The following is a 13,052-nucleotide window of genomic DNA, read 5'->3' as shown; positions in this document are numbered from 1 at the left end:
CAATGAGAATTACGCTGTGCACTTTCGTTTTTATTTTTGTGTCATTCTTATCCTTCGGCCAGAAATTCTACGTTGAGCCAACCGAAAAGGGCTACGAGGTTCCGGTAATTGAGAAAATGCGGTACGAAAATTATATACTTACCGAAACCAAAGCTGAATCGGACTATACCGTTCAGTGCCTACTCGATGGCCATTACAATGCTTGGAAGCTAGGAAGTATGTTTAAGGGGTATATTAGGATCAATGATTCAAAGACTGATAAAGAGGTTGCAAGAACAAAGGAAGTAGGTAAAAGTCCAAGTCTTTACAATGGATTTCAGGCAGGCCCTAAAATCATGCAAGTTATCTCAGACAAACACCTACTTCCGATATTAAGAAAGCTATCCGCCGATCGCGCGCAAAAAGTCGGTTTTCAGCAGTGACAATATCTCAGCTTGATCCCTTCGCATGGCATAAAGCTCTTGCGTATTCCGATTAATACCAGACAGTTCAAGCAATTGGCTACGAGCAACAAGCAGGTGGTCCGCCGCAATGATACGAGTAGCGGTTATCTGACCATTCAGGATATTAATCGCTTCTTGACTTGCGCCGGTAATAGCGCCCTGCTGCGGAGCTTTGCCGCCTGCTCCTGTGGTTTTCCCAAATGGATTATCGTAGCCGTTTTCTTTAAACCATTGATCCATCATTTCAAGGCTTTTGAAATAGGCTTCGGCTCCTTCTGTTCCGTAATCTTTGAAGCGGTCAAGATCATCAATAATGGTCATATCACCACCTGAAAAAGACGCCAGAGCCTCCTCTACGAATCTATCCATTGCCGGTTTCATCAATTCAGTGAAAAGCAAACCCTGAACCATATTGGCAATGATTTCGCCGACAGTATCACCAAAAGCCTGTGCAGCATCTTCTCCACTTTTGAACGCTTCAACTAATGCATTTTGCAAAGTATTTCCGATTTGGCCTGTCATTTCCATAATGCCTCCTTTGATTTGCTCGCGTGATTTTTCAAGCTCTTCGCCGTAAGCAATGGTATTTTCAAGCCATTCTTTTGATTCACCATTAAGTTGATTGTTGGCAAGCAATGCTTTTGCCAATTCAACATTGATTGAGCGCCAGCCATCTTCTCCTTGCTGAATTAATTCAGGATATTCTTCAAGCAGGCCACCGTAAACATCTTTCTTCTTTTTAGCGAATAACCCTGTAATTGCTCCGACACCTGCGCCGATTACCGCACCAACTGCAGCAGTGGCCGCACTGAAAACACCAGCTCCGACAATACCTCCGATTACTGCGCCGGCAGCGGCTCCCGCTCCGGCTAATTGCCCGACAGATTTTCCATCAACTACGTTCTTCTGATCTTTCTTGACCTTGGCATCTTCCAGTTTATCAATGGCCTCCTGATACTTCTTCTGCGCATCCTGGTATTGCTCAACACCCGATTTGATCTTAGCCTCAATATCATTGAGGTACATGTTGCCGGTGTCCTTGTAGGTTTCGCCAAGGCTCTGGTTTAAAGCTAATTGGTAATCCTGCTCAAACGCAAGTCTTTCAAGTGCAAACTGACGTTCTGCCTCATGTCTACGCTTGGAAGCCGAGATAAGCGCCGAAACCATTGTGATAACACTTTGAATGGCTGCCGCATACTGGTTCATGCTTACACTGCCATCATCCGAGGTTTTCATGGCTTGAGCAAGAGAGCCAAATTGAGAAGTCAGTCCAGTTAATGCACCACCTATTTCTCCAGCAGTGCCGCCAATACTTTCCAGAGCATCACCGAGTGCACCGACAAGACTTGCGTACTCTGACAGCTTATTTAGTTTTGCATCCGATAATTGAGCATTAAGCCCTTGCAGCTCCTTGGCCTGCCTTTTATATTCCTCACTTTCTTCTCCTAATTTGGTTTTTGCTGTTTCAGCGGCAGCCTGAGTGCGCTTGATCTTGATTTCAAGGGCTTTCACTCCGGTTTCCATGATAACTTTTTCAAGTTCACGGTATGCCTGAGATTCCTCTAAAAGATGCTCTTTCTCTCCACGCAAAGCCTCATTACGTTTTCTCTCGATCTCTTCTGCTCGCTTTTTATAGCCCTCGGAAGATTTGTCTGAGAATTGTTCATCAAGCTCAATCCTGAGATTATTGTAGTACTTCTCTATCTCAAAGCGGCGTTCTTCTGAACCTGCAACTTCGGATAAAAAAGACCTGAGCTGATCTTTTCGCTGCTTTTCAAGATTCAGAATCCTTTCAGCCAGTGCCTTGCGCTGCTCAAAATCATCACCGGTTTTTGCCTCGCCAAGCTGTGATTGAATATTGCGCAGTTGAACAATTGCATCAGTCAGCGATTCTGCATTGTCTTCAGTGTCCTGCAATTTCTGGTTGAAGACTTCCAGCGCGGTGTCTTTGCCGAGAATGGCGTCACGTTCAGCATTGAGTTTAGCCAGATTCCCGGCATCTGTATCGTTCAGCTTGGTATATCCGGCTGTGCTTTCCAGTTTGCGGATCTCGCCATTCAAATAATCAAGATAGGATTGATTGCCGGCAACAAGGTTACTGAACTGCTTGTCTGCTGCTTCTTTGCCGTATGCATCGACCCAGCGTTGATAAAGTTCGTACTGCTGACGTTTTTGGGTCAATTCATCGTCAAAGTTCTTGATGGCGTATGCCTTGCGGATGTCCTCGGCTTTTTTCTCGGCATCGGCTTTGATCTTGGTTTGAGCGGAAAGGACAGCCGTGTTCTTGCCGGGCGTTTTATCAATGATTTCCTGCGCTTTTCTGGCAATGTTATCCCAGTAGGAAAGTGAGCCGTACGGACCTACTTTCTCGGCATCCTTGGCGTACTTCTGCTGTTCTTTGGTCAGTTCGCCGGTTATTTTCCTGCGCTTGGCATCCAGTTGGTCAATCTGTTTTTGAAGGGAATTGAAACCGGATGCGGATGTTGCGTCAGCCTGGCTTTCTTCCAGTTTCTTTATCTGCTCATCGTAGAATTTGACCGTTTTATCAGCATCCGCTTTTTCGTCAGATATTGCTGCTGCTCTCTGGGCCCTTCTTTTCTCGATGCCTTCACGGGATTTTGCAACAAGTGTTTTCTCGTAATCTTCAAGTTCCTTAACTGCCTGATCCCGGTTTTTACGGGTGATGATGGCGCCTTCTTTTGCAAGGTCCACTTTGCCGTACTTTTGACCCATGGCAAGACCCAATCCTTCAAATAAGGTAGGCGTGTACTCATCATCTGCCTTGCCGGATTTCAGTTCTTTGATCCGGGCCCGCGTTTTTTCTTTTTCATCAAAAAGAGCCTGCTGGTTCATGCGCTCCTTGGCTGCGGTAATGTAATCCTCAATTGCTTTGGTGCTTTCAGCAGTGGCAATATTCTCGGCATTGATCGCGCTTAAATGGGAAGGAGAAAGTGCGATTAATTCCTGCAATTTCCTTTTGCGTTCTTCCTGGCTCAGGTTTTCATCCTGAATGGATTTACGCAGCTGATCAACCTTGATTTTTCTTTCAATGTCGATTTTGTCCGCTTTTTCAATCTCACCATTCAGGCGCTCTTGTGCTTTCTGCGCTTCTGTGGCTGTATCTCTGAACAATGCAACGGCAGTAATCAAACTCACCAGCGCAGTGGCGGCAATTACATACGGATTGGCTTTTGTTACCAGATTGAAAAGTGCCTGTGCATCTGCAGCGGACCGGATTGAACCTGCAAGCGCAAAGAATGATTTGATTGCACCTTGCGAAGCGGCAAGCGATTGAATAGCGGAAGTCGCAATGATTGCAGCCCGGTATGTTCCGTATGTTGCAACAAGAACAGTCAGCACATCCAGAATTGGCTGGTAATTCTGAACAACGGCAGTGCCGAACTTTAACGAATCACCTAAAATACCTTCCTGACTTTTGCCAACCTGGTTGAATGCTTGCTCGACCGCGTCCTGAAAGTTTGCATAAAGACCAGTCAGCGATTTAGATTGTTCCGCCATCAGGCCGGCAAACATTCCGCCTGAGCTTGTTAGTTTATTGATGGCTTTTTCAACTTCCGGAAAGCCTACTTTACCTTGTTCAACAAGCCCCTTTACTTCGCCTTCGGTAACTTTGAACTGTTCAGCAAGCAGTGCGATTAACGGAATACCTCTACCAACGAACTGATTTAAGTCAGCAGCAAACAATCTTCCTTGTGTCCGGGTTGTACCATATAAGTAGGTGAGATCACCAAGCGGAATGGATAAACCGGCAGCAATATCGCCCAGCTTTGTAAGTGTTGCCGTCACATCCTGACTGGCTACACCGTAAGCAAGCAATTGTTTCGCACCACTAGCAACACCTTTTAAGTCGAACGGAGTTGTTGCGGCCAGCTTAACCACATCAGCAAACAACTTGTCAGCCTTTGTTTTGCTGCCAAGCATGGTATTGAACGCAATTTCAAGTTGCTGAAACTCGCCGCGTACCTCAATCAGTTTGCCGGGAAGCTGCCTGAGTTCATTGAAGGCAAATGCACCGGCCGCGATCCTTCCAAGGTTCTGAAAAGCGGAATCAATGCCCTTTGTCTCGTTTTGAACATTGGTTGCCAAGCCCCGGATGCTGTTTTGCATTTCGGTAATGCTCTTTTGAAACTGCGAATTGGCTATGGTAGCATCAAATGATAAGGCGCCGTTGTTATTGTTCATCGAGGTAGTGTGTTGATTTTTGCCTGAAGGAAGTCAGCTAATTGATCATGGCTCATGGCCTTTCCTTTCCGGTTTCCATCGGAATCGGTTTTCTTTTTCTTGTAAGAAGGGGCATCGATCAGCATGCGTTGTATGACAATCCATGGCTCACCCCACAACAGGTATTTCAGTGACCATCCGAAATGAGCACAAATAGAACCGCGGGATCCATGAGGACTTTTTAATCCTCGTTGATCTGATTCTCCATCAGCTGCGGTTTCGTCGTCCTCGCGATCGACAGGTATCTGATAGAGTCGATAAAATCCTTGTAGTTATTCATTCCGTTTATGATAACTGTTAATTGAAACAGCATCCGCGAATCAATACGCCACATGAAATATCCGGTGAGAAACCCGACAAGCAGGAAGTAAAACGGATTGTTATTCAGGACGGAAATAGCGACAATCTTGGCGCATCTTCTCGCATGTCTTCCGGTAAGCTTGCGCGCTTCAAGCAGTGTATCCGCCTTGATCAATTCTTCATCAAGATCAAGATGAATAAATTCAGCACTGAGCCGGTCCATTACTCCCAGATAATGCGGCTTAATAGTGAAAGTGCGGGTTTTGTTTTTACTCAGCCAGCCAGTCCACCGCTTACCAACTTCAAAGGCCACTCCCTTACTGTTGAGTATGTCAAGTTCTCTTTTCTCAGCCTCAACTTGGTCAAAATCTTGTTCTTCCATAGTGTGTATTCAAAAAAAGCCTCGCATTGGAGGCTTTTATGTTCATCAAGTGTGTAATGACTTATACTTCCGGTCCGATTGTGTATGGTCCGATTTCTGGCTTGTCCGGTGTTAATACTGCAATGTTCAAATCACCTAAAAACAAGCCGTCTTTTTGAAGGTTGAAGTTCTTCTTGGCAGAAATTTGGGCTTTTACAATGGTGATTATCTTTCCTTTTTTCGGAATGATCTTGAGCGATTTATAAATAACCGGCTTTTGTCTCGGAGCTGTCCAAACTTTGTTAGCCTCTGTTGTGCCGGTCACAGTACCTCCAAAAAACAGTTGAAGATTTGCAGCAGTCAGGTCCATTAAAGAAAGCGTAATGTTTGTTGGGCCCGGAGTTACATCCCTGTCAACCGGCTGATCATCCTGAATGGAGTTAAAATCTTTTGTTGTGTCGTCACCATCAAGCAACTGAGCCGTACTATCGGCGTAGATCTTGCCTATTGTAGTCCATTCTGTTGCTACATCGCCATCTTCGGAAATGTCACCGATTTGGACATCACTTGTACCTCTTGTTAATCCCATTATAGTGTGTGTTTAAAAATTCTTAATCTGTTTCGTAAAACTGGAACTGAAGCCGGAAGTTGATGTAATGCTGGTCAATGTCCGGCTCTTCGAATATGCTTTGCGTTTCAACCCTGAAATCGTAATACTGGCCTTGTACTTCTTCAAAAAGATTCATTGCAATACCGGCAAGTTCTTCAATACGTCCCGAATCCTGCGTTGTGAAGTTTAAGCCGGGATAAGGAACATCAGCGACATAAATGTTCACGTTTACAGTCATACGTTGAATGCTGTTGACTGTGACCGGAAGCGAATTGATGACAATGTCTTCCAGCTTTGAATCATTTGGCCGTTTCCACTTGAACACGCCACCGGTTACGGCTTCATCCAATGCGCTTGCCTTGATGAACTGGTAAACTATGGTTTCTGCTTCCGCGGTTGTTCTCATTTCATCTTGTTAATATTCAGCTTTAATTCCGAGATCATGCGCGGCATTTCGGTTTTAGCAAGCTGCTCGGCACTGTCCAGAACATTGCGACCACGAGATTCAACAGAAGCGGCATAGTTCATCCCGGCAACCACAATCAAAGCGTATCCTTTCGGGAATTCAACTTTCAACGAGTTGGCAAGCTGCTGACCTTCTCTGACACCTTTTGCACCTGGCTTTTGTGAAGTCTTTTGAAAATTCTGAACAACCATTTTACCGTCTTTCAGGATCACGTAACCAATCGAGTTGCGGAGGTTTCCGGTTTGATCCATATAGGAACCGAACTCGCGCGCATGATTCACAAGCTGCTCACCCAAATATTTCAGCCGGTTCAAAATGGCCTGATCGATCTTGTCAACCTTGCTCTGGATGTAGGCTGCAATGCTGTTCTGGTCAAACGTTGCTTTTATAGCCATATCCTGCAATGAAAAAAGTCCCTGCTGAAATTCTTGACCGTTTCTTCAACCCGTACTTTGCCTTCGCTTACAACCTGGACCCTGTCGCCTTTTTTAAGATCAGGACAAGATTTTGGCGCGTAGACAATGGCAGAATAAGTGTAGTATACACCGTCAGCACCTTGCACTTCGCGTTCACCGGATTGTTCGTCACGACATTTACAAAGCGTTTTCCAAGACTCTGAACCAGCAAATACATTGCCTCTTGAATTGACAAAGCCGCCATCGGGATCGCTCTTTTTCAGATCATATGGATACAGGCCCGCTACCATTTATAGCTTTTGTCAACAATTTTAGGAGTGGACTTGCTTACAGTGCCAATGCCAAGATCAGCGCACAGAATAGCATAATACTCCTTCAATCCGGCTTGGCTTCTTTTAATGGTAAAGTCGCCTTGCGAGATTGATTCAGGAGCAAGAAACAGTTCGGGAATAAAGGAGACAAGAGCTTGTTTTACAGGTTTACTGAGAATAGTGGCATAAGTGTCGTCCCCGTTCAAGCCGGAGTCTGCTAACATACCGTCCAACTCAGCGTCAGTGATGTCGATATAGTATCGTTTAAGCTTTGCTGCAATGTATTCCCGAACTGTTGCCATTATGCGTCCTGTTTTGGAGTTTCGGTTTTGAGGCCAACTACCTTCAAGTCAACAAGCTTTTCAAGACGTTCATCTGAAAGATGAGACACATCATCGCCTGGTTCATAAGCCTCATCCCAGTTGTCGATGGACCGGAAGGCGGATAATACAACATATCCGCCCTCAGATCCCGTTTCTTTTTTCTTCGCCATTACACTTGTTGAGTTTTGGAATCCAGTAAGTAAATGCTGTTTACGTTGCCGATCACAGGAAGAATCCTTGCCTGTGCAGAAGTAAATTCTCCAACAGGATCGTTCTTTCTGTATTTCGATACAAGTGTGGATTCATCAGCAATTTGATAAGCCACGCCTGCAACAGGGTGATTCATTTCGGCAACTTTTGACCACATCAATGAACCAACTGTAGGATCAGAGATGAACACAACGGCACCATCTGCCCAAGGCCTCACCGTGCTGCGAACTCCGTCTTTTTCAAAGCGAAGAACGACATCAACGATTTCGATATTTAACCTGAATTTGCTTTGGAACAGCGTTTTAAGCTGATCTTCGCTCAGATTTGGTATTCTGTCACCGACAAAGCTCTGCGTCCATGCATATTGCTCTTTAATCTGTGCAGTTTTAAGCAAATTGTTCAAAGCTGTTTTGTCCATCATGACGGTCACAGGCCTGTTTCCATCAGCAGAAGCTTTGGCAAGAACTCGTTCAATGTCGTCAATTGGTGTAGCTGAAGAAGCATTTGACCACAATGTTGCAACACCGAATTTGTTTCCAGTTGGGTATTTGTAGTCTACACGAATACCGACTCCAACGTTTTCACTGTCATCAATAATGGCAAGTCCGGTTGACAATCCTTCCAGAAAAATCTGCTCACATCTTTCAGGAACAAGTTTAATTGCACGCGGGGTGTCTTCGAAAATCTTGGCAAAAATCTGCGCTTTGGTTCCACCAACAGCAATGGTTGTGTCAAGGTCAGTAAGTTGCTCCTCGTTCAACTGAAGCTTTCCACCCATTTTAGGGATTTTACCGGAAGCTCCTCCGATTGAATCACGCTTTTTCAATGGCAGTGGAGAATCCAGCGCAACAACATCCGCCATTACATTTGTGTAATTGGCATTGATCGACTCCCATTTGCCTGTTACGGAAAACTCTTTTGTGAGCATCCGGATGTGGAAATATGGCGATGGTGTATTCAGTGTCCCGTTAATCGACTCAACAACCTGCGTTACTAAGCCGGGGAAGTACTTTGCAATCCAGTCTTTAAAATATGATTGTTCCATGGCTTAGTCTTGCGTAAAGATGATTAAAGGAAGGGCGGCTTTCAAGGCAGTAAGTATTGGAGCTACTGGATAAGGCATTGCAACAATGTTTACTTTACCTGCTTCAAGAATCGAGGCGAATGGTGCTTTTGTCAGAATTGTAGCTGTCAAAATACCTGCATAGGTATGACCAGCAGGAAGTGATCCGTACACTGTGTCATTTGTGGCAAGCGGCATGGGTTTGTAATTCCCTGTCGCAGTTTCTTTAATGATTACGTGACCCGATTTGATGATTGAAGGGCCGAAATTGGTAACGTCAAGAGTGGTACCACCAATCTTTTGCATTACCCTTTCAACGATTACAATACTATCGTTTGTGGTATCAATAACATAACCATCATCATTCAAATTAGCTGTTACTCCGGCCATTAGATTTTGAGGTTTTTAGACAATTCAGCGACTTCCTCCTTGGAAGCCTCTTTGTTGTTGCCGGGGGTTGTTACCTTGAAAGGCTTTCCATTGTTTGCAAGGGATTGATTGCTCAAGTCCTGGGTGAAAGCCGTTAAATCCGTTTCTGTCTCAGTCAGGTATTCGTTGAAAGCTTCGTCAGATTCAAAGTTGATTCTGGAAAAGTTTTTCAGAATAGTCTGTTTGTACTGTTCAGGAGCGTCTTTAAGTTTCGCTTCAAGTTGTGATTTTCGAGACTCCGCTGTTTTCCCGTTTTCAAGGCCAGAGATTTTCTGAACCAATGGAGCAACAGCAGCTTGCACAGCTTCGGCAATAGCCTTTTGCAAGTCGTTTGGAGTATCTTCGGGCTTTGGTGGATCCTGCGGCTTTGGATCAGCTGGTTTTTTCTCTTTTGCTTCAAGCGTCCGAAGGCGGTCATCTTGTTTTGCCACTTCTGCAAACGGCAAAATCGCATTGAGATAGTTCAGCTTCTCATCAATTTCAGTCTCCGTAGTTTCGTCGGTGATTTTGAGTTTATCCGGATTTGCAAATTCGTCTAACCTCGCTTTGGAGAGATTCACGCCTGGGTACAATGCCCTCAGTCGTGCAATAATCTTTTCTTTCATTAGTGTGTGTACAGTGTAAAAATATACTGAGACAAATATAATCATACTGTATACAAATACAATACACTTTATTATATTTGTATAGAAAATTTTACACACTATATATGTTGCAAAAGTTAATGTTCATCATTGCTGTATTCTGGCTCAATCCAGCAATATGTCAGACAACATTCTCGATTACAATTCCACAGGATGTTGCGACAAAGCAGTGGGTTGAAACCTATGTCAAGCAGAAGATGGACAGCCTGAAATCTGCGACTGCTCCGGTTGTTTCCTTACCTCCCTGCGCGGAAGGTCCAACGATTCTTGACATTACCAACATCACCAAAGATTACCTCACTTTCAAGTTTCACGGCAAAGGTGTTGAGGAGCTTTACTGGGTAATAAATGGAATTGCCGCATCAACAGCAGGAACCGTAGAGCCAAAGTCCAATCTTGTTAAAATCAGTTTTCAGCAGCTACCAAAAGGAGAATATGCGCTCTCAATAAGTGGCACGAAATGCTCAGGAACCAGCACACAATCTTTCAAGGTCAAGTAACACACTATGAAAAGGCTTTTTAATTTATTATTCCTTCTTCTTTCACTTCCTGCACTCAGCCAGTCAGTTATTACAGTGCCTTCCTCCGGCGTTGTGGCAACAGAAGAGTGGGTGAAGGAGTACATTTTTACGCAGCTTGAAAAGTACAATGTTTCAGACTGTGAACTGAAAGCTGTAAACGTTGTCTATGAAGACGGTGCGCTTGAATTTGCTTTAACTGGTATTCTACCCGGCATCAACAATTACTCAGTCAGGATTACAAAAGGTGATCAGGTTCAATATTGGAACGACATTCCGTATTCTGCTGGTGAAAGGCTGAGGCTTGAAAATGTTCCTGATACCGATTCAGCAAGGGTAACGGTCAGGGCGGTACTGCGGCCTTCATGTTATTACTCGTTTGGCTATCCTGTTGATGGCAGCCAAAACCCGGACCCGGAACCGCCAACAACTACACCGGCTTGCGCGGCAGGCCCGTTAATCCAGTCCATCTACAATGTATCGGCATCCGGTTTAACAACACAGTTCCACGGCAATGGTGTAAAGTTGCTTTCCTATAAGGTGCTTAACTCCTCAGGAGAATCGATCAGAACCGGCCAGATCGCGCCAAGTTCAAGCATTCTTAACATTGGCTTCAGTTCTGAAATTGCACCGGGTAATTACACGCTTCGGCTTGATGGTGTTTCCTGTACCGGTTTCAGTACAATGGCATTTACTTATTCAGGTAGTGCGGGCGGTACTGATCCACCTGCACCATCTGGTAATGTAGTTGCTAAGAAAGTAGTAAGCGGCTACCCTGAACACATGAATATCCAGATCACCGGAACTGGAGCGAATAAAGTAATCAATGACCTTGCTACCATTACGCCACCTGATGGCTATGAATTCAGGTACTTTATCAATGATAAAGTAGAAAAACGCACCACCAGATTAACAAATTACCCATGGCCTTCTGATGTCCCGTTGGCTATATATAAGATGCAAATCAGGCCCGATGTAACGGACATACTGATTTGGGGATTTGATGAAGGGTGGAAAGATCCCAATGCCGGACGCACATTCAGCTATAATACAACCTGCGCTTTTGCCACATTCCTTTTTGATGATGAAGCCTCTGGCTTTAATCCTTCCAAGCAGGTAGTTCAATGGATGGATTACATGCCGGATATGCCTTCGACGGATGGCAAGGTCTGGGTAGTTCCCAAAGGTTCACTTTCTACAATTCAGCAATTAGAGGCGAAAGGTGCAACAACTTTTTCCAAGTACGAAATTGGATCATTAAGTGCTGCCGAACAAAAAGCGTTAGCCGATGCAGGTAAAACATATGATGAGGTTCCACAGACACCACAGCAATTAAGCCTTCCTGATCGTGGTTCGGGTCAGTGGAAACCTGAAGGAGTTGGCTATCCATTATGGTGGAATACAAGGTTTTTTGATTATACACCCGGACAAACCGAGCCTTTAACAACTCAGCAAGGATTTGATAAAGGAAATCAATACCCGGTCACTCACAGAATTATTGTATTCGAGAATAGCGAGCAAGATCATGCGATTGGCGGACAATGGCCTTTCTGGAAGCCGTATTACTCTAATCTGAATAGCAGACATCAAGCCCGTTTCTCCGGTAGAGGCAAGATTGCACACAACTATTTTACAGGTCCTGTCAGCCAGTATCCGGCTAGTCCTGAATTCAACAATAAAGTAGCGGCTTACGGTTACAACCCTGCAATACTAGGCTACATGAACCGGTTGCAGGCCAAGAACTTCCTGAATGCCCCTTTAAGCGACTGGCCGCCATCTTCCATCTTACCGGGACAGAACATGGAAGACGTAAATTCTGCTTGTTATGGGCTTTATTTTAATAGCATTCAGGACACGCCGAACAATCCATACCGGATGATCTATTCGGCATATTTGGCGCATAAAGTAAATAAGTCACTATTTGCTTTTATGCAGACATTCTATGAATGGAATCCCAATAATCTGCAAGAGACTACATTTCCAGAGGGCAAGTTTTACAAGTATGTCAAGATGCCTCACTCTCCGGCTCAGTGCGTGAACTATGCATTGATAAGCCGCGTGTTTATGGACGGTTTTATTCCATTCAGTTCCGCATCAAAAACAGACGGCAATTTCAGGTATGACCGTCAATACTGGAACAACAGCCTATGGATTCCAAATGGTGCCACGTCTCCACAATCAAATGACACTTTTCCTTACTGGAAACAACCAGGGCAAATAGAAGCCTTTGCAACATCCGGCTTTGAAGATTTCATTGCACTTGGCATGCAGAAGTATCACCAATCCTTCATGCAAGTTTCAGGCGGCACAGGCTCATTTCTCAGGTTCCGCATTGATGGTGGAAGCTGGCAGGAGGTATCCAATATAAATATCAATGATGTAATCGATGCCTATTACGATAAAAGAGGCATTTGCTATGGACAAGTTAAAAACGGCAAACTGGCAGTTATGTATCTCAATCCGTATGCTGACGGCTCTGTTCACGAAGTAGAATATCAATACAACGGGCAGACATATACAATGAGTGCTTCAAGTATAATGGCATCTGTTAAACTACATCAGCTATGACCAGAATTCAAAAAGCAATCCTGCTCGGCATGCTATGCCTGATCACAGCCGGAACACTGGCGCTATGCTACGGAGCTTATCAAAATCAACAAAGCCGGATTTATGAAGAACGCTAAAAAGCAATGTAATAAGCCATGCCAAGCATGCA

The 13,052-nt window shown here is 44.6% G+C and carries 14 protein-coding genes; 3 read left to right on the top strand and 11 right to left on the bottom strand.

Annotated features, from left to right (window positions below):
- Window positions 1-2 precede the first annotated feature (2 nt).
- On the top strand, window positions 3-422 hold the full coding sequence (locus FEM33_RS01690; protein ID WP_139010393.1) for a hypothetical protein: 420 nt from the start codon (window positions 3-5) through the stop codon (window positions 420-422).
- Here FEM33_RS01690 and FEM33_RS01685 read toward each other — a convergent pair.
- The 11 genes from FEM33_RS01685 to FEM33_RS01635 all read right to left on the bottom strand — a co-directional run bounded on the left by FEM33_RS01685 (window position 381) and on the right by FEM33_RS01635 (window position 9,779).
- Window positions 381-4,646 (bottom strand): tape measure protein, encoded by a 4,266-nt coding sequence (locus FEM33_RS01685; protein WP_139010392.1) that lies wholly within the window; start codon window positions 4,644-4,646, stop codon window positions 381-383. The two genes, FEM33_RS01690 and FEM33_RS01685, sit on opposite strands and share 42 nt — an antisense overlap.
- A gap of 220 nt (window positions 4,647-4,866) precedes the next feature.
- Entirely contained in the window at window positions 4,867-5,367 is a 501-nt protein-coding gene (locus FEM33_RS01680) for a hypothetical protein (protein ID WP_139010391.1), read from the bottom strand.
- A gap of 61 nt (window positions 5,368-5,428) precedes the next feature.
- Window positions 5,429-5,935, bottom strand: a complete 507-nt coding sequence (locus tag FEM33_RS01675; protein ID WP_139010390.1) for a hypothetical protein — start codon at window positions 5,933-5,935, stop codon at window positions 5,429-5,431.
- Window positions 5,936-5,957: 22 nt separating this feature from the next.
- Complete coding sequence (locus FEM33_RS01670) at window positions 5,958-6,362, bottom strand: hypothetical protein (protein ID WP_139010389.1); 405 nt, start codon at window positions 6,360-6,362, stop codon at window positions 5,958-5,960.
- On the bottom strand, window positions 6,359-6,817 hold the full coding sequence (locus FEM33_RS01665) for a hypothetical protein (RefSeq protein ID WP_139010388.1): 459 nt from the start codon (window positions 6,815-6,817) through the stop codon (window positions 6,359-6,361). Before FEM33_RS01665 ends, FEM33_RS01670 begins: the two co-directional genes overlap by 4 nt.
- Window positions 6,808-7,128 carry a hypothetical protein gene (locus FEM33_RS01660; protein WP_139010387.1) on the bottom strand — a complete coding sequence of 107 codons (321 nt, stop codon included), beginning with the start codon at window positions 7,126-7,128 and terminating at the stop codon, window positions 6,808-6,810. Before FEM33_RS01660 ends, FEM33_RS01665 begins: the two co-directional genes overlap by 10 nt.
- The gene (locus tag FEM33_RS01655; protein ID WP_139010386.1) at window positions 7,122-7,451 is read right to left on the bottom strand and encodes a DUF6706 family protein; all 330 of its coding nucleotides are present in this window, start codon (window positions 7,449-7,451) and stop codon (window positions 7,122-7,124) included. The genes FEM33_RS01660 and FEM33_RS01655 overlap by 7 nt, the downstream gene beginning before the upstream one ends.
- Window positions 7,451-7,642, bottom strand: coding sequence for a hypothetical protein (locus tag FEM33_RS01650; RefSeq protein ID WP_139010385.1), 192 nt, complete (start codon window positions 7,640-7,642; stop codon window positions 7,451-7,453). Before FEM33_RS01650 ends, FEM33_RS01655 begins: the two co-directional genes overlap by 1 nt.
- A complete protein-coding gene (locus FEM33_RS01645; protein WP_139010384.1) occupies window positions 7,642-8,727 on the bottom strand; it encodes a major capsid protein in 1,086 nt (361 codons plus the stop codon). Before FEM33_RS01645 ends, FEM33_RS01650 begins: the two co-directional genes overlap by 1 nt.
- A 3-nt stretch (window positions 8,728-8,730) precedes the next feature.
- Window positions 8,731-9,135: a hypothetical protein gene (locus FEM33_RS01640; RefSeq protein ID WP_139010383.1), complete on the bottom strand. Its 405-nt coding sequence runs from the start codon at window positions 9,133-9,135 to the stop codon at window positions 8,731-8,733.
- Window positions 9,135-9,779, bottom strand: coding sequence for a hypothetical protein (locus FEM33_RS01635; protein ID WP_139010382.1), 645 nt, complete (start codon window positions 9,777-9,779; stop codon window positions 9,135-9,137). The genes FEM33_RS01640 and FEM33_RS01635 overlap by 1 nt, the downstream gene beginning before the upstream one ends.
- Before the next feature lie 119 nt (window positions 9,780-9,898).
- Between FEM33_RS01635 and FEM33_RS01630 the strand changes: the two genes are divergently transcribed.
- Both FEM33_RS01630 and FEM33_RS01625 read left to right on the top strand, forming a co-directional pair.
- Window positions 9,899-10,318: a hypothetical protein gene (locus FEM33_RS01630; protein WP_229214035.1), complete on the top strand. Its 420-nt coding sequence runs from the start codon at window positions 9,899-9,901 to the stop codon at window positions 10,316-10,318.
- Window positions 10,319-10,324: 6 nt separating this feature from the next.
- Window positions 10,325-12,904: a hypothetical protein gene (locus FEM33_RS01625; RefSeq protein WP_139010380.1), complete on the top strand. Its 2,580-nt coding sequence runs from the start codon at window positions 10,325-10,327 to the stop codon at window positions 12,902-12,904.
- The last annotated feature ends 148 nt before the right edge of the window (window positions 12,905-13,052 follow it).

It is taken from the genome of Dyadobacter flavalbus, from assembly GCF_006149045.1.
Taxonomy (GTDB): domain Bacteria; phylum Bacteroidota; class Bacteroidia; order Cytophagales; family Spirosomataceae; genus Dyadobacter; species Dyadobacter flavalbus.
The sequence above is the reverse complement of the archived record's forward strand: the minus strand, read 5'-3'. Positions and strand labels throughout refer to the sequence as shown.